Annotated in this window: 21 protein-coding genes; 14 read left to right on the forward strand and 7 right to left on the reverse strand. The window is 60.4% G+C overall.

The features are described from left to right. Positions 1-6 precede the first annotated feature (6 nt). The 12 genes from RAD16_RS09960 to RAD16_RS10015 all read left to right on the forward strand — a co-directional run bounded on the left by RAD16_RS09960 (position 7) and on the right by RAD16_RS10015 (position 10,175). Positions 7-432, forward strand: coding sequence for a ribbon-helix-helix domain-containing protein (locus RAD16_RS09960; protein ID WP_458157683.1), 426 nt, complete (start codon positions 7-9; stop codon positions 430-432). Between the two features lie 203 nt (positions 433-635). Then, positions 636-1,550, forward strand: coding sequence for a P-type conjugative transfer ATPase TrbB (gene trbB / locus RAD16_RS09965; protein WP_458157806.1), 915 nt, complete (start codon positions 636-638; stop codon positions 1,548-1,550). Between the two features lies 1 nt (position 1,551). Continuing rightward, the gene (locus RAD16_RS09970) at positions 1,552-1,875 is read left to right on the forward strand and encodes a TrbC/VirB2 family protein (RefSeq protein WP_458157684.1); all 324 of its coding nucleotides are present in this window, start codon (positions 1,552-1,554) and stop codon (positions 1,873-1,875) included. Further along, positions 1,875-2,138, forward strand: a complete 264-nt coding sequence (locus tag RAD16_RS09975; RefSeq protein ID WP_219685391.1) for a VirB3 family type IV secretion system protein — start codon at positions 1,875-1,877, stop codon at positions 2,136-2,138. Before RAD16_RS09970 ends, RAD16_RS09975 begins: the two co-directional genes overlap by 1 nt. 10 nt (positions 2,139-2,148) lie before the next feature. Further along, positions 2,149-4,590, forward strand: coding sequence for a conjugal transfer protein TrbE (gene trbE / locus RAD16_RS09980; protein ID WP_458157685.1), 2,442 nt, complete (start codon positions 2,149-2,151; stop codon positions 4,588-4,590). After that, positions 4,587-5,315 (forward strand): P-type conjugative transfer protein TrbJ, encoded by a 729-nt coding sequence (trbJ, locus tag RAD16_RS09985; RefSeq protein ID WP_458157686.1) that lies wholly within the window; start codon positions 4,587-4,589, stop codon positions 5,313-5,315. The genes trbE and trbJ overlap by 4 nt, the downstream gene beginning before the upstream one ends. Next, the gene (gene trbK-alt / locus RAD16_RS09990) at positions 5,315-5,686 is read left to right on the forward strand and encodes a putative entry exclusion protein TrbK-alt (protein ID WP_130226400.1); all 372 of its coding nucleotides are present in this window, start codon (positions 5,315-5,317) and stop codon (positions 5,684-5,686) included. Before trbJ ends, trbK-alt begins: the two co-directional genes overlap by 1 nt. Further along, the gene (gene trbL, locus RAD16_RS09995; protein WP_458157687.1) at positions 5,683-6,912 is read left to right on the forward strand and encodes a P-type conjugative transfer protein TrbL; all 1,230 of its coding nucleotides are present in this window, start codon (positions 5,683-5,685) and stop codon (positions 6,910-6,912) included. Before trbK-alt ends, trbL begins: the two co-directional genes overlap by 4 nt. Before the next feature lie 97 nt (positions 6,913-7,009). Next, a complete protein-coding gene (trbF, locus tag RAD16_RS10000) occupies positions 7,010-7,693 on the forward strand; it encodes a conjugal transfer protein TrbF (protein WP_458157688.1) in 684 nt (227 codons plus the stop codon). Then, positions 7,690-8,724 carry a P-type conjugative transfer protein TrbG gene (gene trbG, locus RAD16_RS10005; RefSeq protein ID WP_458157689.1) on the forward strand — a complete coding sequence of 345 codons (1,035 nt, stop codon included), beginning with the start codon at positions 7,690-7,692 and terminating at the stop codon, positions 8,722-8,724. The genes trbF and trbG overlap by 4 nt, the downstream gene beginning before the upstream one ends. After that, positions 8,721-9,926 carry a TrbI/VirB10 family protein gene (locus RAD16_RS10010; protein WP_458157690.1) on the forward strand — a complete coding sequence of 402 codons (1,206 nt, stop codon included), beginning with the start codon at positions 8,721-8,723 and terminating at the stop codon, positions 9,924-9,926. The genes trbG and RAD16_RS10010 overlap by 4 nt, the downstream gene beginning before the upstream one ends. A 3-nt stretch (positions 9,927-9,929) precedes the next feature. Then, a complete protein-coding gene (locus tag RAD16_RS10015) occupies positions 9,930-10,175 on the forward strand; it encodes a DUF2274 domain-containing protein (protein WP_458157691.1) in 246 nt (81 codons plus the stop codon). Here the strand turns inward: RAD16_RS10015 and RAD16_RS10020 are convergent. The 7 genes from RAD16_RS10020 to RAD16_RS10050 all read right to left on the reverse strand — a co-directional run bounded on the left by RAD16_RS10020 (position 10,142) and on the right by RAD16_RS10050 (position 17,311). Further along, complete coding sequence (locus RAD16_RS10020; RefSeq protein ID WP_458157692.1) at positions 10,142-11,101, reverse strand: LysR family transcriptional regulator; 960 nt, start codon at positions 11,099-11,101, stop codon at positions 10,142-10,144. The two genes, RAD16_RS10015 and RAD16_RS10020, sit on opposite strands and share 34 nt — an antisense overlap. Then, entirely contained in the window at positions 11,088-11,759 is a 672-nt protein-coding gene (locus RAD16_RS10025) for an acyl-homoserine-lactone synthase (RefSeq protein WP_458157693.1), read from the reverse strand. Before RAD16_RS10025 ends, RAD16_RS10020 begins: the two co-directional genes overlap by 14 nt. 84 nt (positions 11,760-11,843) lie before the next feature. Continuing rightward, complete coding sequence (locus RAD16_RS10030) at positions 11,844-12,569, reverse strand: LuxR family transcriptional regulator (RefSeq protein WP_458157807.1); 726 nt, start codon at positions 12,567-12,569, stop codon at positions 11,844-11,846. Between the two features lie 406 nt (positions 12,570-12,975). Then, positions 12,976-14,034, reverse strand: coding sequence for a Gfo/Idh/MocA family protein (locus RAD16_RS10035; RefSeq protein WP_458157694.1), 1,059 nt, complete (start codon positions 14,032-14,034; stop codon positions 12,976-12,978). Beyond that, complete coding sequence (locus RAD16_RS10040; protein WP_458157695.1) at positions 14,027-14,863, reverse strand: shikimate dehydrogenase family protein; 837 nt, start codon at positions 14,861-14,863, stop codon at positions 14,027-14,029. The genes RAD16_RS10035 and RAD16_RS10040 overlap by 8 nt, the downstream gene beginning before the upstream one ends. After that, positions 14,851-15,765, reverse strand: coding sequence for a sugar phosphate isomerase/epimerase family protein (locus RAD16_RS10045; RefSeq protein ID WP_458157696.1), 915 nt, complete (start codon positions 15,763-15,765; stop codon positions 14,851-14,853). The genes RAD16_RS10040 and RAD16_RS10045 overlap by 13 nt, the downstream gene beginning before the upstream one ends. 196 nt (positions 15,766-15,961) lie before the next feature. Beyond that, on the reverse strand, positions 15,962-17,311 hold the full coding sequence (locus RAD16_RS10050; protein WP_458157697.1) for an MFS transporter: 1,350 nt from the start codon (positions 17,309-17,311) through the stop codon (positions 15,962-15,964). Between the two features lie 238 nt (positions 17,312-17,549). Here RAD16_RS10050 and RAD16_RS10055 point away from each other — a divergent pair, with 238 nt between their 5' ends. Then, positions 17,550-18,356: an IclR family transcriptional regulator gene (locus RAD16_RS10055; RefSeq protein WP_458157698.1), complete on the forward strand. Its 807-nt coding sequence runs from the start codon at positions 17,550-17,552 to the stop codon at positions 18,354-18,356. A gap of 483 nt (positions 18,357-18,839) precedes the next feature. Next, positions 18,840-20,825, forward strand: a complete 1,986-nt coding sequence (locus RAD16_RS10060) for a protein-L-isoaspartate(D-aspartate) O-methyltransferase (RefSeq protein WP_458157699.1) — start codon at positions 18,840-18,842, stop codon at positions 20,823-20,825. The last annotated feature ends 252 nt before the right edge of the window (positions 20,826-21,077 follow it).

Genomic DNA, 21,077 nt, shown 5'->3' on the forward strand with positions numbered 1-21,077 from the left:
GGCAATATGCGCGACCGGATGAACGTGTATTTCCCGCCAGAACTTCTGAAACAGGTCTCGGAGCTCGCCGATCGCAAGAAGCTTTCCCGGTCCGCCATCGTCGAAGCGGCAGTCGCATCCTTTCTGTCGCCCGACGGAGCGGACAGGCGAGAAGCTGCGTTTACTCGTCGCCTAGATCGGTTATCCCGTCAGATGCAGAGGCTGGAACGCGACGTCGGTTTGACCGCCGAAACCTTGGCCCTCTTCATTCGTTTCTGGCTGACGATCACGCCGCCCTTGCCCAATGATGCGCAAGCGGCCGCCCAGGCAAAGGGCAGGGAGCGGTTTGAAGGATTTGTCGAGGCGCTCGGGCGTCGTTTGCAAAAGGGACAAAGTTTTCTGCGCGAAGTTCCAGAAGATATCCGAAGTCAGGACCCTAGCAGTGAGACCTGAGCGGGGAGGCAGAAGAGTTATCATTCCGCTCTTTCCTTTTTCTACGCCAGTCTACGATCACCGAAGGCGCTCGTTGCACTAAGTCCATTGGTGCCTTTTCTAATCATCCCCATCGGAGGGCGCCCTTGAGCGTCCTTGTTCGGTGGGGGCGAACGGTGGCAATCCATTCCATTCAATCGGAAGCGAATTCGCGCGGCGCACGAATGCTGCGCAGCGCGCTTGGCGCAGCGATTGCCGGCTACCTCGAAGACGAAGCGATCATCGAGGTGATGCTCAACCCAGATGGGCGGCTGTGGATCGACCGGTTGTCGAATGGCCTGATCGACACAGGCGAAACTCTGTCGGCGTCGGATGGCGAGCGCATTGTTCGCCTGGTAGCGCATCACGTGGGCGCCGAGGTGCATGCCGGCGCGCCCCGGGTCTCGGCCGAACTACCTGGGACCGGCGAACGTTTTGAAGGTCTCCTGCCTCCGGTCGTTGCAGCACCGGCCTTTGCTATCCGCAAGCCCGCCGTCGCCGTGTTTACGCTCGACGACTACGTCGCCAAGGAGATCATGACCTCGGAGCAGGTCAGGATCCTGAAGAGCGCGGTCGCCGCACGGAAGAACATCCTGGTCGCCGGCGGGACATCGACCGGCAAAACGACACTGACGAATGCGCTCCTGGCCGAAGTGGCAAAGACTGCTGATCGGGTCGTGCTGATCGAAGATACGCGCGAACTTCAGTGCAAAGCGCCCAATCTCGTGGCGCTTCGGACCAAAGATGGCGTGGCCACGCTTTCCGACCTGGTTCGCTCATCGCTGCGTCTACGACCTGATCGCATTCCAGTTGGCGAGGTGCGCGGTGCCGAAGCGCTCGACCTGCTCAAGGCCTGGGGCACTGGTCACCCCGGTGGCATCGGGACTATCCATGCGGGCAGCGCGCTCGGCGCGCTGCGGCGGCTCGAGCAACTCATCCAGGAAGCCGTGATCACGGTCCCGCGCGCCCTGATCGCCGAAACCATCAACCTCGTCGCCGTCCTTGCGGGCCGCGGCGCCGACCGTCGCCTCGCTGAACTCGCCCTCGTTTCGGGGCTCGGCGCCGCCGGCGACTACAGCCTTTCATCAGCAGGAGACTGACATGCGTCAGCAATTTCGCTTTCTTCGAGCTACATCGTTGGCCGGTTTCGGCATGGTGCTTTTTGCGTCGGCACCGGCATGGGCGGCTGGCTCGAACATGCCGTGGGAGCAGCCACTCAATCAGATCTTGCAGTCGGTTGAAGGCCCGGTCGCCAAGATCATCGCCGTCATCATTATCGTCGTGACTGGGCTCACGCTCGCCTTCGGGGATTCGTCCGGTGGTTTCCGCAGGCTGATCCAGATCGTGTTCGGTCTGTCAATCGCGTTTGCGGCCTCGAGCTTCTTCCTGTCGTTCTTCTCATTCGGCGGCGGCGTGGTGACCTGATGGATGAACCGGTCGCAGGCTTTGTCGTGCCCGTTCACCGCGCCCTCACTGAGCCAATCCTGATGGGCGGCGCGCCGCGATCGGTTGCGATCGTCAACGGCACACTTGCGGCAGCCCTTGGGCTGGGACTGCGGCTCTGGATCGCGGGTCTCGTCCTCTGGTTCATCGGCCATATGGCCGCCGTCTGGGCCGCGAAGCGCGATCCCGCCTTTGTCGATGTCGTGCGCCGACATCTGCGCATTCCCGGCCATCTCAACCTCTGAGTTATCGGTCATGTTGAACCTTGCTGAATATCGCCATTCCAGCGCGCGTCTCGCCGACTTCCTGCCCTGGGCAGCCCTCGTCGACGAGGGAATCATCCTGAACAAGGACGGCTCGTTCCAACGGTCGGCAAAATTCCGGGGACCCGACCTCGACAGTGCGGTGCCGGCCGAACTCGTCGCCGTCGCCGGTCGTCTGAACAACGCCCTGCGTCGCCTGGGATCCGGTTGGGCCGTATTCGTTGAGGCGCAGCGTCATTTTGCCGGGGCCTATCCCCCGAGCACCTTTCCGGATGTCGCATCCGCGCTGGTGGATGCCGAGCGCAGAGCTCAGTTCGAGGAGGCCGGCGCCCACTACGAATCCAGCTATTACCTGACGTTCCTCTATCTGCCGCCGGAGGAGGGGGCCTCCAGGGCAGAGCGCTTGCTCTACGAGGGCCGCGATCGCACCGCCGGCGCGGACGCGCGCGAGGTGCTCCGCGGGTTTGTCGATCAAACCAACCGTGTGCTTCAACTCGTTGAAGGTTTCATGCCGGAATGCATCTGGCTCGATGATCAGGACACGCTGACCTACCTGCACTCGACGATCTCGACCAAACGTCATCGGGTTCGGGTGCCCGAAATTCCCATGTACATCGATGCGCTGTTGGCCGACCAGCCGCTCACCGGCGGGCTCGAGCCGATGTTGGGCTCAGCCAATCTGCGGGTCCTGACGATTGTCGGCTTTCCGGGCGCGACGACCCCTGGGATCCTGGACGATCTGAATCGCCTGCCATTTTCGTATCGGTGGTCCACCCGGGCGATCATGCTCGACAAGACCGATGCCACCAAGCTGCTGACGAAGATCCGCCGCCAGTGGTTCGCGAAGAGAAAATCCATCGGCGCCATCCTCAAGGAGGTCATGACCAACGAGGCATCGACGCTGCTCGATACCGACGCCCACAACAAAGCGCTTGATGCCGACGCAGCTCTGCAGGAATTGGGTTCGGATCAGATCGGACAAGCATTTGTCACGGCGACCATTACGGTCTGGGACCGCGATCCCAACGCTGCTGATGAAAAGCTGAGGCTGGTCGAGAAGGTCATCCAGGGCCGCGATTTCACCTGCATGATCGAGACGGTGAACGCCGTCGAAGCCTGGCTGGGCAGCCTGCCGGGGCATGTCTATGCGAACGTGCGGCAGCCTCCGGTCTCGACCCTCAATCTCGCCCATATGATTCCGATGTCGGCCGTGTGGGCGGGCGAGGCGAGGGATCTGCACTTCAAGGGTCCGCCGCTCCTGTTTGGCAAGACGGAGGGATCAACGCCGTTCCGATTCTCGCTCCATGTCGGCGACGTCGGTCATACCCTTGTGGTGGGGCCGACAGGCGCTGGCAAGTCAGTGCTGCTCGCGCTGATGGCGCTACAGTTCAGGCGTTATCCGAACTCGCAGGTCTTCGCGTTTGACTTCGGTGGTTCGATTCGAACTGCCGCCCTCGCCATGGGCGGTGATTGGCATGATCTCGGCGGCGCATTGTCCGACGGAGGTGAACAACCCGTCGCCCTGCAGCCGCTGGCCTGGATTGATGATCCTTCCGAGCGCGGATGGGCAACGGAATGGATCGGCGCGATCCTGGCACGGGAAAAGGTCGAGATCACCCCGGTGGTCAAGGATCATCTCTGGTCGGCGCTGACATCTCTCGCTTCGGCGCCGAGGGAGGAACGTACCCTCACGGGCCTGTCAGTCCTGCTCCAATCGAACTCTCTGAAACGCGCCTTGCAACCTTATTGCCTCGGCGGTCCGTCCGGGCACCTGTTAGATGCCGAATTCGAACGTCTCGGCGAAGCCTCGGTCCAGGCGTTTGAGACCGAAGGCTTGATCGGAACGAGTGCCGCGCCGGCCGTTCTGGCGTATCTCTTCCATCGTATTGGAGACCGTCTCGACGGCCGACCAACACTTCTTATTGTCGATGAAGGTTGGCTTGCCATCGATAACGAGGACTTTGCGGGGCAGCTTAGGGAATGGCTGAAGACCCTTCGGAAAAAGAATGCCTCCGTCATCTTCGCGACCCAGTCACTTTCGGATATCGACGCTTCCGCAATCGCGCCGGCGATCATCGAAAGCTGTCCAACTCGTTTGTTGCTGCCGAACGAACGGGCGATCGAACCGCAGATCACTGCCATCTACCGCCGCTTCGGACTCAACGATCGCCAAATCGAACTTCTGAGCCGGGCAACGCCAAAGCGCGACTACTACTGCCAGTCGCGTCGGGGCAACCGGATGTTCGAACTTGGGCTTGGTGAGGTCGCGCTCGCCTTTACCGCAGCCTCTTCCAAGACAGACCAAGCCGCGATCGCGCAACTCCTCGTCGAACATGGACCTGACGGCTTCGTGCCGGCCTGGCTACAGCACCGTGGCGTCGCCTGGGCCCTCGACCTGATCCCCAATCTCGTCAATCTGGAGAAATCCCTATGAGGCGTCTTGGCCTGTTGGCGGCGGCCGGCACTATCGCGCTGGTGCTTGGCGTCGCGGTGCCCGCACGGGCGCTGATCGTCTTCGATCCCAATAACTACGTTCAGAACGTCCTGACCGCCATGCGGGAGCTGCAGCAGATCAATAATCAGATCACCTCGTTGCAGCACGAGGCGCAGATGCTGATCAATCAGGCAAAGAACCTGGCAAATCTGCCATATTCATCATTGCAGCAACTGCAATCCTCGATCCAGCGCACCCAGCAGCTGCTTGCCCAGGCGCAGCGCATTGCTTACGACGTCCAGCAGATCGATCGCGCGTTCTCAACGAGCTACGCGCCGGCCACTAGCAGCCAGTCGAGCCAGTTGTTCGTCGCCAATGCTCAATCGCGCTGGCAAAATACCTATGCGGCAACGCAAGACGCGCTCCGGGTTCAGGCCGGCATCGTTGGCAACCTCGATACCAACCGCATCCAGACGTCAGCGCTCGTAACGTCAAGCCAAGGTGCCAGCGGCGCCCTGCAGGCAACGCAGGCTGGCAATCAGATTCTCGCACTGAACGCGCAGCAACTCGCCGACCTTACCGCCGTCGTGACGGCACAGGGCAGGGCGCAGAGCCTCGAAGCGGCTCAGCGCGCATCGGCCCAAGATCAGGGACGAGAACAGCTTCGGCGGTTCCTTACACCGGGGCAGGGCTATCAATCGTCCAACGTGCAGATGTTTCACTGATGACCAACGTAAAGGCGTTCAAAGCGCTGTCGCTGCTTACGACAATCGGCCTAGTAGCCGTCGCAGCCTGCACGATTCAACTGCGTGGCGGAGACGATTCTCCGCCGCCACCGAAGGCGGGGCAGACGACCAATGATGCAACCGTCTCCGCTCTCGCACGCTGCCGCGGCGTCACTCCGGAGGAAACGTTGGATTACGACCATTGTAAGCGCATTTGGGACGAAAACCGCCGTCGCTTCTTTGGCAAGAAGGACAGCGCCACAGCTTCCGGCCACGATGATTCAGCCAACTCGGGACCTGTCCCAAAAGATCAAAGCCGGATCCCGCGGGGATATCCGAACTTGGCGAGACCTGAGTCGAGCAAGCCATGACTGGTACAGGCATTATTGACCAGTTCCTGGAAACGTTCACCCGTTATATCGACAACGGTTTTGGTCTGCTCGGTAGCGACGTTGGGTATCTCGCAGCCACCCTTGCCGCGATCGACATCACGCTTGCTGCGTTGTTCTGGAGTTGGGGACCGGACGAGGACATCATCGCGCGCCTCGTCAAAAAGACCCTCTTCGTCGGCGTTTTTGCCTACCTCATCGGCAACTGGAACAGCCTGGCGCGCATCGTCTTCGAGAGCTTTGCTAGTCTTGGGCTGAAAGCATCGGGCGCAAGCTTCTCCGCATCCGATTTCCTGCGACCGGGAAAAATCGCCCAGGTCGGACTAGATGCCGGGAGACCGTTGCTCGATTCGATTTCGAACCTGATGGGCTACATCAGTTTCTTCGAGAACTTCGTCCAGATCGTGGTCCTCCTGTTCGCGTGGGTGGTGGTGCTGCTCGCCTTCTTTATTCTGGCGATCCAGCTCTTCGTCACCCTGATCGAGTTCAAGCTCACGACGCTGGCTGGCTTCGTGCTCATTCCCTTTGGGTTGTTTGGCAAGACCGCTTTCGCCGCTGAACGAGTTTTGGGCAACGTCATATCCTCTGGAATCAAGGTCCTGGTCCTGGCCGTCATCGTCGGCATTGGATCGACCCTGTTCTCGCAGTTCACCGTTGGCTTTGGCGGCGCACAGCCGACCATCGAAGACGCGATGACTCTGGTGCTCGCGGCGCTCTCCCTATTGGGCCTCGGTATCTTCGGTCCGGGTATCGCCAACGGGCTGGTGTCTGGCGGGCCGCAGCTCGGCGCCGGTGCGGCGATTGGAACGGGCCTTGCCGCTGGCGGTATTGTTGCGGCGGGCGCGGGCCTCGCCGCGGGCGGTGCCGGTCTCGCTGGCGGCGCGATTGCAAGCGCCGCGCGCGGTGGCGGCGCTGTCATAAGCGGAGCATCAGCCGCCTATCGAAGCGGGGGCCTTGCTGGCGTCGCGGAGGCTGGCACTTCGGCTGCCATGAGCCCGTTACGTCGTGCGGTCGCTGCGCTCGGCGGAGGTGGGGAAGCCGCCGCACAGGCTGCGAGCACTTCGGCCGAAGGGCAGCCCGATTGGGCGCGGCGCATGAAGCGTGCCGAAACTATTCGGCACGGTGCGTCGGCTGCCGGCCACGGGGTCCGCTCAGGCGATCACGGTGGGAGCGGCTCTTCCGTCGATTTGTCTGAAGGAGAGCGCTGACACGCAGCCACTGCGTCTTTGGCACCCGCTGTGCGGGCGACTCAACGCGGACACCGCACGACTCGAAACCGATCACTTGATCTCAGGGGCACTATCGATGTTCAAACGACCTTCCGTTCACTACGGGCGCATGCCCGAGCCGGTCACGCCTTATCAAAAGGCCGCGCAGGTTTGGGACGAACGCATTGGATCCGCCCGCGTGCAGGCCAGGAACTGGCGTTTGATGGCGTTCGGCTGCCTTATGCTATCGGCCGGTCTTGCTGGAGGCCTTGTCTGGCAATCGAGCCAGGGCTCGATCACGCCCTGGGTGGTCGAAGTCGATCACCTCGGCCAGACCCAAAGGGTTGCGCCGGCCAACATCGACTATCAGCCAACAGACGCGCAGATCGCCTACCATCTGGCGCGCTTTATCGAGGATGTCAGAGGCCTACCCGCGGACGGTATCGTTCTGCGCCAGAATTGGCTCCGCGCCTATGATTTTACGACGGATCGTGGCGCGGCCGCGCTCAACGATTATGCGCGCAACAACGACCCCTTTGCGAAGTTGGGCAAGGCCCAGATCTCGGTCGACGTCTCGAGCGTCATTCGCGCGTCTTCAGAAAGCTTTCGAGTCGCCTGGACCCAGCGCATCTACGACAACGGCTCGTTGAGCTCGACCGAACGCTGGACGGCAATTCTCACGATCGTGATCGAGACACCGCGCGATGCCGAACGCCTGCGCAAGAATCCCCTTGGCGTCTATGTCCGCGCCATCAACTGGTCAAAGGAGTTGAGTCAGTGACCAAGACGCCGTCTGACGTTCATTCGAAGCATCCCTTCGTGCAAAGGAGGCTCAATTCGGCTTGGCCCAAGTTCGTGACCGCGAAACGAGCATGTCTGCACGCTCTCCTGCTTTGTTCGTCGATGCTTGGTGGGTGCGCGACGTACATTCCGCCGGAGATCAGCTATGACGCTGAAGTTCCTCCATTGCCGGCACCCCCAGTGGCTCTCGACGAGAGACCGCGACCGCTTCACGTTCCGCCGCTCTGGAAGCCGGCTCTCGGCGGCAAATCGGGAGGGAAGGAAGAGCCCGAACCCGCGAGCCGGGTTGAGACGGCAAACAGCGCCGCCCGGGTCGAACCACGCAAGCGGGGGTATTTCAACGCAGCGCAAATCTATGCTTACAGTCCCGGGGCGCTCTATCAGATTTACGCCGCACCGGGACAAATCACGGATATCGCGCTTGAGGAGGGAGAGCAGTTGACGGGATCAGGGCCCATCGCGGCCGGAGACACCGTCCGCTGGGTCGTAGGGGATACCGAGAGCGGGAGCGGCGACACGCGGCGCGTCCACATCCTGGTGAAGCCGACACGGTCTTCGATCGAAACCAACCTTGTCGTCAATACCGACCGGCGTACCTACCTGATCGAGCTCCGCTCCCGTGAGCGGCCATACATGCCTTCTGTCGCCTGGTACTATCCTGAAACCGTGCACGAACGATCGCGTTTAGTCGCTCTGAAGCCTGTTCTTCCGGATCCGACGCAGCGCATCTCCCGCTATGCCATCGAAGGGGATAGTCCTCCCTGGCGGCCGCTCGCCGCATATGACGATGGCCGCAAGGTCTATGTCGAATTCCCGCTCGGCATTGTGCAGGGCGAGATGCCTCCGCTCTTTGTCATTGGACCGGACGGCAAGACCGAACTGGTCAACTACCGCACCTACGGGAACGTGCTGATTGTGGATCGACTGTTTGCTGCCGCCGAACTCCGGCTCGGCGGTGAGCACCAGCAGAGGGTCAGGATTGTCAGGACCGACGGGAGGCCGTCGTCATGAGCAGCTTGACTGGGAACGATCACGAGCAATCCGTCCCGCTGGCGACACAAGAGGATCGGTCCGGAAGCTTCCGCCTGAGAGCAGAGCAACCGCGAGTGACCCGGTTGTCGCGGAAAGTTCTAGCCGGAGGGACTGCTATCGTATTGCTGGTCATCGGCGGAACCGTCTTGTGGTCGCTCCAGTCCAGCCGTTCTCGCAACCAGGCGGAGCTTTACAGCACCGACCATCACAATGTTGCCGATGGCATTACGACACTGCCGAAGGACTACGCTGGCGTTCCTCGCCAGGCAGTTCCGCAGCTAGGTCCGCCGCTTCCAGGCGACCTCGGTCGACCGATCCTTGCCGCTCAAGGCCTGTCGCCGACAAGTGGCGTCGATCCGGACAAACAGCGCCAGGATCAAGAGACGGAAGCAGCCCGCATCAGTCATCTGTTCGCTTCGACTAACGGGCGAGAAATGCGTCCGTCCGCCGCTGCGGCTGTTGGAAGCGAGCGCGCCGTGCCGCCGGGCGCAACGAGCACCGGCGACGATGGATCCGCTCAAAGTGCTCAGGACCGCAAGCTTGCCTTCGTGAACGCTTCCGTGGACCGTCGTACGGTCAGCCCTGACCGCATCACGAGGCCGGCTTCACCCTATATCGTGCAGGCCGGGACGGTCATCCCGGGCGCCCTGATCACCGGCATACGATCGGACCTGCCCGGCCAGATCACGGCGCAGGTAACTGAGAATGTCTTTGACACGCCGACCGGCCGTTTTCTGCTTGTGCCTCAGGGAGCGCGTCTGATCGGGATCTACGACAGTCAGGTAACATTCGGCCAGTCTCGCGTCTTGCTGGTATGGACGCGCCTGATCATGCCGAATGGACGTTCCACCGTGCTCGAGCGGCAACCGGGAACTGATACGGGAGGCTACGCGGGGGTCGAAGACCAAGTCGACAATCACTGGGGTGAGTTGTTCAAGGCTGCGGCGCTATCGACCTTTCTGGCGGTCGGGACCGAGGTAGGGGCCGGCTCGGACAGCAACAGCAACAACAGCGCAATCATCCAGGCATTGCGACACGGCGCCTCGGACTCACTGAACCAGACTGGACAGCAGGTCGTTCGGCGCAGTCTCAATATCCAGCCCACCCTGACCGTGCGACCTGGTTTTCCGGTTCGTGTTCTCGTTAATCGTGACCTCATACTTGCGCCTTACGGAGGATAGGGGATGCCCAGGCTGAAAATAGGAGCGCTGCCGGACGATAAGCCGGTCAAGGTCACAACTGACCTTCCGGCATCAGTGCATCGGGACCTCGTCGCCTATGCAGAGGCCTTGGCACGCGAAAGCGGGCAGCGCATCGATCCGGCGAAACTGATCCCGCCCATGCTGGCGCGCTTTATGGCCACCGACCGCGGATTTGCAAAGGCGCGACGAAGCGGTCATTCCCCTGGAGCAGGCGGAGGCGAGGGATAGCGCTCTGCCAACAGGCTAAGGAAGCGCTTCAGAACCGGATTTTCATTGTCATCGCGCCAATGCGCATGGAAGTCCAAGCGGCTTGGTCCCGTGCCGTCCTGCAGTTCTCGATACACGAGGCCGGCGAAGTTCGCCCCAATATCCGATTCCATCACGAGGCTGAGCCCCATGCGCATACTTACCAGGCTCTTGATGATGCCCCGGCTGACGTCGTGGCGTTCGATCTTGGGGCGGTCCTCAAGCAGTACGAGCTTCGAGATCAGAAGATCCTCAAGCTCCCTTCCAGGATCATACTGGCTTAAGAGAACCGTTTCGTTGCACAGATCGGTCCAGTAAACAACGTCGCGTCCAGCCAGGCGGTGATCCTGAGGCAGCGAGACCAAGATGCGTTCGCTCCAGAGCGTTTGTGCTTTGGCATCTTTTGCAAGCAAGCGTCCGGGGCTGACCACGACATCGAGGGTCCCGCTACGAAGAGCGCTCATTAGACGAAGTCGAGAGCGCTCCATCGTTGCCAGTTCGATCTGCGGGAGCTGCTTCCTGAACTCTCCCAAGGTCGCGCGCAAATTCCCGGTTGAAATAGATGTGCAGAAGCCGACGGCAAGGTGCCCCGATTCGCCGCGACCACTGGAGCGTCCGGCGTCGACAAGTGTATCGACCTGTTCAAGAATGAGTCGTGCAATTCGCAGAACAGCTCGTCCAGCCAGAGTGGGCTTGATTCCCCCGCTTGAGCGCTCAAACAGTGAAGTTCCCACCAGGTACTCGAGCTGACCGATGGCGCGGCTGAAGGCGGTGTGCTTGATCGAAAGGGCTTCTGCGGCTCTTCGAAAGCTTCCGTAGTCACAAGCGACCACCGCCAATCGAAGCTGTTGCAGGTCAATAGCTCTCGCTGTGTTTCGGTGATCGTTCCTGGTCTCAATTTCGGTCATGTTCATAGCTCGGCAGGAAACCGCAAGACGCAGCAGCGACGATTACCGGCGTCCAAAGAACCGGCGTCGAAAGACCGCCAGCCTCACGAAGACGGGCCAGGGTCTCGCGCGAAATCTCGAGATAACCCGCCACGGCCAAGGTGGTGCCTACTGCGAAAGGATTGCCAATACGCCGCAGGGGCCAGCCGGCTCGTCGAAGGATTCTCTCCATACGGACGTCCGTGACGGTAACGATGTCAGTGAGTTGTCGTGAGAGCCCGAACTCGACCATTCCAGCAAACAGCTCGTAAGTGGCGCGAGTGATGCCGTGATCACCTTTCGGGGCGTCCGTAGCAACATCGATTGCGAATCTACTACTTTCCCAAACGAGAGGAGTTGCCGGCGCGGGCTCGCCTTCAAGAAGCGCAGGAAAGGTATCTCGAAGCATGGTCGGGCCAAGCGTGGGAAGCAGGCGAACAGAACCCTGCACTTGGCCATCTTCACCTACCTGGATTAGGTAGTCGGGATGTAGCGCATCGAAATCGTCGATCTCCATGTCTCCGCTGGTCTGAACCTCCCACGCCATGCGCAGCTTGAAAACGCGATGCCGTAACCGATGCATCTCAACGAGAGTCTCGGAAAACTCTCCATACGAAGATGGTGTGATCAGCTGAATCATAATCCCTCCAAAGGTGTTCACCACCTTTTTTGAAGCGGGATTATTGCCCTGAATCATTACCTGTAGTTGTGGGGGAGGTGTGTCCTAATTCTGCTTTCTTTTATTTGCAGCGGCAAGGCGCGTCACCGCTTGCGCGATCGTGCGAACACCCAGCTTTTCCTTCGCATTCTCTAGGTAGTATGCAACCGTGTTGCGCGAGATGCCAAGGATGCATCCAATCTCCCAAGCGCTTTTGCCTTGTGAAGACCATTCCAGGCATTCGAATTCACGAGGGGATAGTTGTCTTCCATCAAGCGGGTGTGCGTTCAAGAGTTTGCGACGGACATGTGCGTCGAAGTACATGGCCATAAGCTGAAGTACGCGCGCGTCTGAATTCAAGCGATTTATCAGTGTCATGTCACGGTGATCGGCCGCAAAGGTCAATGCGGCAATCGGGCCGTGTTCGTCATGAATTGGAATTGTGAAACCGAACCGGATCCCGAACTGAGACGCCTCATCGAAGAGCCGCTGTTGAGCTTTTGAATGGTGTCTTGCTGGAAAACCAATTCCCCATTGGAAAGGTTCGGGGCTTCGAAGCGCCTCCGTAATGACCGGATCAATTTGTTCGTAGTTATTTCTCAGGTAATGCGAAGTCCATTCTTGAGGGTACGTTGAGAATAGACGCGGCTTGGCGCCACTCTTGGGCAATGCCAAGTATGCAAAGCAAGAAAGGTCCAACGCTTTCGCCGTAGTCGCGATAACTTTCGAAAAATCCGTCGGATCGTTAGCGTTCGACAAGAGGTCGATAAACGGTTGGAAGATGCGGTGCATTGTCATCATCTGAGGCGGTAAAGAATTACGCTCGCATTCAGCTATTTTGGCGTCGACTGCTGTAAGTCCTGCTTCACGACGAAACGTTGTGGCTGCGCCCCTTATTGCCTGCGCGCTCACGTCGGTCCACATCGCGTGAGCGCCGAGGTTACCGCTTCCCGCGTCGCGATGGAGAGACCAGGATCAGCCTTCTCGCCATCACTAACGAGTGTCAGCAGGAGACCCACGGCCCCGGCTCTGGCGACATCGATCGCGTTGCGTACTGCGAGCCCGATCAGCAAAGGTTTGCCGTCAGTGCTAAGCACCCGTTTGGCGCCGCCGGCGTTCGCGGCAGTCTGAAAGTGCGCCATTTCACGATGCTCTGCGGCATTTTTGCGATGCTGCCGTCGTTCGGCGACGCGACCTGTCAATTGAACGGCGTGATCCGTACCAGTTGGTGCGTCTGCGCTGCCTGCTTCACTGCAAGCGTGGCTTCGAGCGTGCGCGTTGCGTCGTGACCGGTGGTGAGCGGATCTTCCTCACGGCGGATCACGGCAGCGAAATGGCGAATCTGTTCGGCATAGGGATCCGCCTCGGCGATCGCTACGCTCTCACGTATCAGCGGTTCGGTCCAGTCGCCACGATCGCCTGCATACCGCCACAGCGTTAGGCTCGGCAGCGACACGGAAGCTTGCGTACCGCTGATGAAGTGACTGTCGGCAGCGGCTTTGGGAAAGTTCGCGTTTTCGCCTGAGGTTAGATCCCAGCTCCATGGGCTTGTGGCGGCGTCGGATAGCATGATGGTGCCGAGTGCGCCCTTGACGAACTGGATGACAACAGCGGCCGTGTCTTCCACGGCGAAGCCGCGGACAGCATTCGAAGTCACGGCTTGTACGGTGTTGATCTCGCCGCAAACGAAGCGCAGTAGATCGATCTCATGTATGAGGTTGATGAGAACCGGTCCGCCGCCGGGCGCTCGGCGCCACGTCACATCGAAGTAGGCGTCGGCCTTGCGGAAAGCGGCGAGCACGCCGACCGATACGAGAGTCCCCAGCGCACCGGACTGCACAAGCCCGCGCGCGTGGCGCAGAATCGGATTGTGCCGCCGGTGATGACCGACCAGCAACGGGACATTCGCGTTGGCCGCGGCTTCCGACAAGCGATAGCCGTCCTCAATAGCGTCGGAAATCGGTTTTTCTACCAGCACGGGGATCCCGTCTGCGATGTAACGCAGCGCCATCGGCACATGCAACCAATTCGGCGTGGCGATCACGACGCCGTCAGGTTTGACCGTTGCGCGCATCGCGTCATCATCGACGAAATGGGGAATGCCGAACTCGTCAGCCAGAGCCTTCGCAGCCGGGCTTGGGTCGGCGATGCCACAGATTTTCACTCCCTTGGCAGCGGTGCTTTGTGCCAGGGCGCCGGTGACATGGGCGCGACCGATGGCCCCGGCACCGACCAATCCGATACGAATTTCAGTCATGACCGTCCTCACTATCCGTACGTTTAGAAAAGCCAAAGAATTGCCGGTACAGGTCAAGCTGTTCCGTCAGCATGTGCGTGCCGTGCTGAATCTTTAGTCCGCGCCGCTTGGCCGCTTGCAGGAGGGCGGTTTCGTGCGGACGCATGATGACTTCCGCGACCGCGGCGTCAGGTGAGAGTTGAGCCACATCGAACGGCAGCGGGTCTTCTCGCCGCAGGCCGAGCGGCGTGGCATTCACGGCGATATCGGCCTCAGCGAGCTGCGGTAGATCGGTCACGTTCACCACGCCGGGCCACCGAGGGGCGAGCCTGTCAGCCAGCCGATCGGCCGTTTCCCGCACCACGTCCGTCAGCAGCAGCCGTGCAGTACCCACCTTCGCGAGCGCAGCGGCAATCGCAGATCCTGCGCCGCCGGCGCCCACTAGGGCGACAGTCTTGCCCTGTGGATCGAGTCCAGAACGGATCAGGCCGGCGACGAAGCCGAGGCCGTCGAAATTCTCACCGCGCCAGCGGCCGTCGGTGTCGCGCTTGAGCACGTTCGCGGCACCCGAGAGCTCGACCATGGAGCTGATACGGTCGAGGTGGGCGCACACTGTGAATTTGTGTGGAATGGTGATCAGCATGCCATCGAGATTGCCGATGGCCTTCAGTCCTTCGAACACCTTCGCGAAATCCTGTGGTCGCGCCAACACGGGCACCATGACCGCGTCAATTGCGCTTTCGCTGAACAGTTGGTTCAGCATTGTCGGAGCTTGCACCTGCGCCACCGGATCGCCGACTACTGCGTAGAGTCGCGTGGTACCACGCGGTGAGAGGATCACCGGCGACATAACACCCGTCCGGCTCGGTCAGCTGTCGTGTCGTGCGACGGGGCCTTCTCCAGCGCATCGAGAGCCTTTCGAAGATAACACAGGCTTTGATTGATCGCGGCCTCTTCGCCGTCGTATGCGGGATGCAGATAGTCGATTTCGAGTGCGAGGAGCCCCGTGTAGTTCGCGCGGCGCAGCAGCATCAACGCGGTCGGAATGTCGATCAGCCCATCGCCCAGTGGCACGCTCGGCCAGAAGCCGAAGTCACGGGGGCTGCCGCGAAAAGCTGAGATGTCCTTGAGGTGGACTGCTTTGGTATAAGGTGCGAGTTTTTCAATCACGACCGTTGCGTCCTCGAACATACGTAGGTTGTTTGCGGTATCGAGGCAGACGCCAAGTGCCGGGTGGTCTAGTGCGGTCAGCAATTCGAGCAGTTCGTCCGCGAGGAGATCGATGTGGTTCTCGATCGCGAGTACTATATCCTTGGCGGCCGCAAAATCGGCGGCCTGCCTCAGCAGGGGCACGAGCAGAGATTTGTGCTCCGCCCATGACAGCGTGCGGGTGCGGCGGCCGCCGGCGCAGATTCGCATCACCTTGGCTCCGAGCGCCCTCGCAATCTCGATATGGCGCCGGAGATCGTCGAGTGCATGCGGTGCGATGCCCGACTCAAGGCCACGCGGGTGACCCCAGGCCCAAACGCGCTCAAGCGCAGCCCGATCGAGCGCGCGGCGCAATGTCGCCAAGCGTTCAGGGCTTAAGTCATCGAGCATGAAGGATTCAATCGATATGCCTTCGACCCTATGCGCGCACGCGCGGGCGATGAAGTCGTCGAGCGTCATCCGTCGGCCGGGATCAGTCTCGAGTTGCGGATAGACTTCGCCGAAGAAGCGGTGATAGCAATAGGAGTCGATCGCGAGTTTCATGATGCCCTTTTCGTCGTAATGGCGAACGCGGTGTCGTGGCGCAGGCGCTTAGGTCCCAGTAATCGGAATTTTCGATACATCGATGCTTCCCTCTGTTTTCCGCGATGGGCTGGCATTGGGCCGTGCCGCAGTCAGCGCGCCTCGCGTCGTGATGATTTCACTATCGCGCATCGCGAGGCGCTATTTGGATCGCGTCCTAGTGAGCCACCGCTTCGACGGCAGTTGCGGGGCCCGGGCGCGCGCGGCCCTTGAGAAACGCGGCGATCATCCCGATTGCAATTGGTACGGTGAGAAAGATGAAGACCTGGCCGAATGTTCCTTGTGCGCCAAGGATCACCGCTCCGACCGAAGCGCCGGAGATCGCACCAAAGCGTCCGATGCCGGTCATCCAGCTTGTACCGGTCGCACGCATCTCGGTGGGGTAGAAGCTTGCTGCGAGCGCGGTCCAGCCGGTATTCGACGAGTTAATACAGTACCCGATCGCGAAAATCAGCACCATCAATACGGGTTCGCTGTGCGTCTGCGAGCCAATCAGCAACGCAATCACGCCCGCCGCGAATAATGTGCCTATCAGCACCTTGTGGGGATTCCAACGGTCCATCTCCCAGCCGATCGCGATGTTACCGAGTGTGCCGCCGACCTGGCCCATGGCGCCGATCAGTGCCGCCTCCTGTAGCGTAAAGCCGGCGTCCTTGATCATGATCGGTAGCCAACTGTTGAGCAGGTAGACCGTAAGCAGGTTCATGAACAGGCCGACCCACAGCGTCAGCGTCGGCAACAGGAAGCCCGAAGAGAGGATTAACTTGATCGCGCCTTTGCCTGCATGAGCCTCCTCGTGGATAACGAATTCGGTCGACAGGTCGGCGGTGCCGGGCTCGATGCGATTGACGATCGCCACTAGTGCCGACCGGTGCTTGTGCTTCAACGCGAGGAATCGTGCCGATTCCGGCATCAGGGGAATGAACGCCACCGCGAACAAAATCGGCACCACGCCCCCCACAATGAGGATCGAGGACCAGCCAAATGATTGGATCAGCCCTGCGCTGAGAAAGCCTCCAGCAGCTGCGCCGAGGGTGAAGCCGCAATAGACGACGGTCACGAACAGCGCTCTACGGCGCTTCGGCGCGTATTCTGCAACCAGTGTCGCGGCGTTCGGTTGAGAGGCGCCGAGCCCAAGCCCGGTGAGAAACCGGAAAATCGTCAGCGTCGTGAGGTCCGGTGAGTACGCGGAGGCAAAGCTCATCAAGCCAAAAAAGAGGATGGCGCTGATGATCACGACCTTGCGACCAAAGCGGTCGGCTAGCGGCCCCCCCGCGAGCGCGCCGATGGCAAGGCCGAACAGACCCGCGCTGAGTACCGGCCCGAGCGCCTCGCGCGCGATGTGCCAATCGGAAACAATCGAAGGCGCGATGAAGCCCATCGCCACGACGTCGAAGCCATCGAGGATTAACACGATCAGGCAGATAATCAGCACTTTCCACTGAAAGAAGCCAACCGGTCGATTGTCAAAGAAGGATTGGATATCGAGCCGCTGTGCGGTGGGCATGGGTGTTTCCTCTCGGTTTGTTGGAGCGGCTCTTATTCACCAGCGCTAGCCCAAGGTTGAATGGTAGCGAGATACCGGTGACGCCTCTTTGCGGGTGGGCGCTAGGCCAATAACGATCGCGCATAGCACATCTGGAATGCATTTCCAAATGGAAAACTATTCCAGGCCGGCCTCATGTCGGATTTGGAATTGATTCGCAGGTAAAGTATGCTTGCGATCCAACCAGACGATTTGCCCAATGACCCCCGTTCGCGACCGCGCTCTCGCAATCCTTGAATTGTTGGCGCAATCCAGGCTCGATCTGCCGTTGCTGGAAATCTCCGACCGGCTCGACATTCCCCGTGGCGCCACCCATCGGGTGTTGGCGGATCTAAAGGAGGCCGGCTACGTGCGACAGGACCGGGATGGCGGGCCGTACCGGCTCACGGCGAAGATCGCGGCTCTGGGCCTCGCCTACCTCGCCAAGAATGGCATTACTGACATCGCGCAGCCGATTCTCGATGCGCTCGCGCATCGAACCGGCGAGCTCGTTCGCCTTGCAGTGATTGACGACAACCGGCTTACCTGGGTGGCGAAGGCCCAGGGTGCGCATAGCGGCCTGCGCTACGATCCCGATGATGGTGCCGAGGTCTATCTCGCCGCTGCCGCCAACGGTCACGCTTGGCTGGCCTGCCTCAGCGATGAGCAGGCACTCGAGCTAGTCGCCAGACAGGGCTTTGTTCGCGACGGTTTCGGGCCAGGTGCTCCGCAGACGATTCAGGATCTCATGCATCGGGTACACCGCGCGCGAGAACTTGGCTACGCGACCGTATTCGACGCATACGAAGCCGGTACCTCGGCGATTGCAGCCGCGATCTGTTCACCGCACACGCACTTGCCGATCGGTACGGTCAGCATCGCCGGCCCCAGCGTGCGTATGACCAAGCTACGCCTCGAAGAATTCGCGCCGGTTTTGCGCGCTGCGGCCTCTGAACTTGCGCTCTCATCCAGCGGTTCGCCGATGTTCACTACGCGGCCCAAGAAGTTGCTCGTGCACACCGCTTGAGCGACTGCCAAGTCTTCGCCGTTACACGTTTGCACTCAAGTGAACTATCCTCCGCCAGTGATGGACAAAATCCGCATGTCGCAAGTTGATGCGGCTGAAGTATAAAGAAAGTCAATGACTTAGAAGATGCTCACTGCGTTCGCGACGCAGGTGCCGTAGTTGGTCAGATCGCAACTTGAAGCGAATGTCGGTATCGGTGGTTGCGCCTCCGCGATTTGAACCTGAAAACCAGCTGGGCAGGTTCTGAGGTTGCGGCATTGCCAAGCGAAACGCACTCAATTCCACGACAGATTGCTTTGTTTGGCACTTTGACAAGCATGGAGGGCGTTCGGCCTTAGCAACAATCGGGAATTTCGCTGATTAATGTCCGTGTTGGCGAGATCGATGGGTCTGCACTTCTTTCTGTCAACTTGTGCGCCGCAGAAGGCCAGTTTTTCAGCGATCCCGCTCGGTCAGATACGATGATCTGGCTTAAGGTGGCCCATGCCCGATCCTGATAGTCTGCGTAACCGAATGGTCGAGGTTCAGCTCGCGGCCCGAAGGATTCGCGATGCGCGCGTCCTCGACGCAATGCGGAAGGTGCCCCGTGAGCAGTTCGTCCAAAGCGGAGCCGAGGAGTTCGCCTACGAAGATTGCGCACTACCGATTGCCAACGGTCAGACCATCTCACAGCCCTACATTGTTGCCTTGATGACCGAGGCTGCCGAACTGAGAGCCACGGACACCGTCCTCGAAGTCGGGACGGGGTCTGGCTATGCCGCGGCCGTTGCGTCGCTGCTCGTGCGGGCTGTGCACACAATCGAGCGGCACACCGGTCTCGCCGAGACGGCCAGGAAACGCCTTGCTGTGCTGGGGTACAAGAACGTCACCGTGCATGTTGGAGATGGCACGCAAGGCTTGCCGGAGGAGGGACCCTTCGATGCCATTCTGGTTGCTGCCGGCGGACCATTCGTCCCCGAAACTCTCAAGCGACAGCTTGCGCCCGGAGGCCGTCTCATTATCCCCATTGGTGATGAAGCCGAACAGACGTTGCTCCGCGTGACGCGCCGATCGGAACATGAATTCGACGAGGAGAGTCTCGGGGCCGTGCGCTTCGTGCCGTTGATCGGGGAGCAGGGCTGGGCGGAAGACGGGACACGATCGGCCAGCAACCACATTCCGGGCAGCGCACGATCCCGATCGATCAGCGAGATGATCCGAATGGCCGCCGAACCATTACCGGCCCTGGACGACCCTGCGTTTGGCGAAATTTTCGATCGGTTCGGTCAGGCGCGCGTCGTCCTCCTCGGCGAAGCGAGTCATGGTACTTCGGAGTTCTACCGAGCGCGGGCTGCGATTACTCGCCGCCTTATCGAGGAATACGGATTCTCGATCGTCGCGGTCGAGGCGGACTGGCCGGACGCTGCGGCAATAGACGCTTACGTGAGGCACCGTCAGCGCGAGAGTAGGGAGAAGCCATTCCAACGCTTTCCCACCTGGATGTGGCGAAACACCGCGGTTCGGGATTTCGTGGACTGGATGCGGCGGCATAATCAGAATCGTGCGGCCGAAGAGCGTGCCGGCTTCTTCGGGCTCGATATCTATAACATGCGCGGTTCGATTGCCGCGGTATTGTCATATCTGGAAAAAGTCGATCCGAACGCGGCCGCTATCGCTCGCGAACGCTACGGATGTCTAACTCCTTGGCAGCGCGACCCGGCGACTTATGGCAGAGCAGTGCTTACCGACAGCTATCGCAAATGCGAGAGCGAAGTGGTTCGGCAGTGCCGCGATATCCTTGAGCGGCAGCTCGACTACGCGACAAATGATCCGGATAGCTACTTGGATGCCGCCCAGAACGCTCGCCTGATCGCCTCAGCAGAGCGATACTACCGCATCATGTACTACGGCGGCGCCGAATCTTGGAATCTGCGTGACACCCATATGTTCGAAACGCTCAATCACATCATCGATGCTCAAGGTTTCGACGCCAAGGCCGTGGTTTGGGCGCACAACTCGCATATTGGCGATGCCCGGTTCACCGAAATGGGGGCCGTGCGGGGCGAGTTGAACATCGGCCAGCTCTGCCGCCAGCAGTTCGGGCAAGCGGCCCGATTGATCGGCTTTGGTACGCATACCGGTACCGTGGCGGCCGCCTCGGATTGGGACGGCGACATGCAGGTGATGTCTGTTCGTCCATCGCGCGCAGACAGCTATGAACGCGCCTTTCACGACGCGGGCGTGTCACCGTCTTTGATTGCGTTCGATCGGGACGAAGCGCTACGACGCCGCTTGCTCGAGCCGCGTCTTGAGCGCTTCATCGGCGTCATTTACCGGCCTGAGACGGAGCTGCAAAGCCACTATGCGGAAGCGTCTCTGCCGCAGCAATTCGATGCTTTTGTATGGTTCGACGAAACGCATGCGGTAAGCCCGTTGGAGGCGGGGCATTCAAAAGGCGGCGTTCCTGATACATATCCTTTTGGTCTGTAAACATCATCGACCTCAGGAGTGTAGGGGCAAATGTGGTTTTTCCGTCCACGGCGCGGCCGTGACCTGCGAAGCGGATTCAAGATCGCTGTTTTGCCGGGCTCGGCACCAGACTCGCGGCCCCCGATCTGAGCAGTTGCCAACTGTCGAGCAGTACGGTCCATTGATCGAGGATGAGCAGAATGCATCGGGCGAGCTCATTGTTCCGGTCGCGGTGGTGAACCAGATAGAGCTATCGATCAACGTATTCACGCG

It is taken from the genome of Bradyrhizobium sp. 18BD, from assembly GCF_054185225.1.

Coding starts and splice junctions, on each gene's coding strand:
- RAD16_RS09960 (WP_458157683.1), top strand. CDS start 7: ATGCGCGACCGGATGAACGTGTATTTCCCGCCAGAACTTCTGAAACAG.
- trbB (WP_458157806.1), top strand. CDS start 636: ATGCTGCGCAGCGCGCTTGGCGCAGCGATTGCCGGCTACCTCGAAGAC.
- RAD16_RS09970 (WP_458157684.1), top strand. CDS start 1,552: ATGCGTCAGCAATTTCGCTTTCTTCGAGCTACATCGTTGGCCGGTTTC.
- RAD16_RS09975 (WP_219685391.1), top strand. CDS start 1,875: ATGGATGAACCGGTCGCAGGCTTTGTCGTGCCCGTTCACCGCGCCCTC.
- trbE (WP_458157685.1), top strand. CDS start 2,149: ATGTTGAACCTTGCTGAATATCGCCATTCCAGCGCGCGTCTCGCCGAC.
- trbJ (WP_458157686.1), top strand. CDS start 4,587: ATGAGGCGTCTTGGCCTGTTGGCGGCGGCCGGCACTATCGCGCTGGTG.
- trbK-alt (WP_130226400.1), top strand. CDS start 5,315: ATGACCAACGTAAAGGCGTTCAAAGCGCTGTCGCTGCTTACGACAATC.
- trbL (WP_458157687.1), top strand. CDS start 5,683: ATGACTGGTACAGGCATTATTGACCAGTTCCTGGAAACGTTCACCCGT.
- trbF (WP_458157688.1), top strand. CDS start 7,010: ATGTTCAAACGACCTTCCGTTCACTACGGGCGCATGCCCGAGCCGGTC.
- RAD16_RS10010 (WP_458157690.1), top strand. CDS start 8,721: ATGAGCAGCTTGACTGGGAACGATCACGAGCAATCCGTCCCGCTGGCG.
- RAD16_RS10015 (WP_458157691.1), top strand. CDS start 9,930: ATGCCCAGGCTGAAAATAGGAGCGCTGCCGGACGATAAGCCGGTCAAG.
- RAD16_RS10020 (WP_458157692.1), bottom strand. CDS start 11,101: ATGACCGAAATTGAGACCAGGAACGATCACCGAAACACAGCGAGAGCT.
- RAD16_RS10025 (WP_458157693.1), bottom strand. CDS start 11,759: ATGATTCAGCTGATCACACCATCTTCGTATGGAGAGTTTTCCGAGACT.
- RAD16_RS10030 (WP_458157807.1), bottom strand. CDS start 12,569: ATGCACCGCATCTTCCAACCGTTTATCGACCTCTTGTCGAACGCTAAC.
- RAD16_RS10035 (WP_458157694.1), bottom strand. CDS start 14,034: ATGACTGAAATTCGTATCGGATTGGTCGGTGCCGGGGCCATCGGTCGC.
- RAD16_RS10040 (WP_458157695.1), bottom strand. CDS start 14,863: ATGTCGCCGGTGATCCTCTCACCGCGTGGTACCACGCGACTCTACGCA.
- RAD16_RS10045 (WP_458157696.1), bottom strand. CDS start 15,765: ATGAAACTCGCGATCGACTCCTATTGCTATCACCGCTTCTTCGGCGAA.
- RAD16_RS10050 (WP_458157697.1), bottom strand. CDS start 17,311: ATGCCCACCGCACAGCGGCTCGATATCCAATCCTTCTTTGACAATCGA.
- RAD16_RS10055 (WP_458157698.1), top strand. CDS start 17,550: ATGACCCCCGTTCGCGACCGCGCTCTCGCAATCCTTGAATTGTTGGCG.
- RAD16_RS10060 (WP_458157699.1), top strand. CDS start 18,840: ATGCCCGATCCTGATAGTCTGCGTAACCGAATGGTCGAGGTTCAGCTC.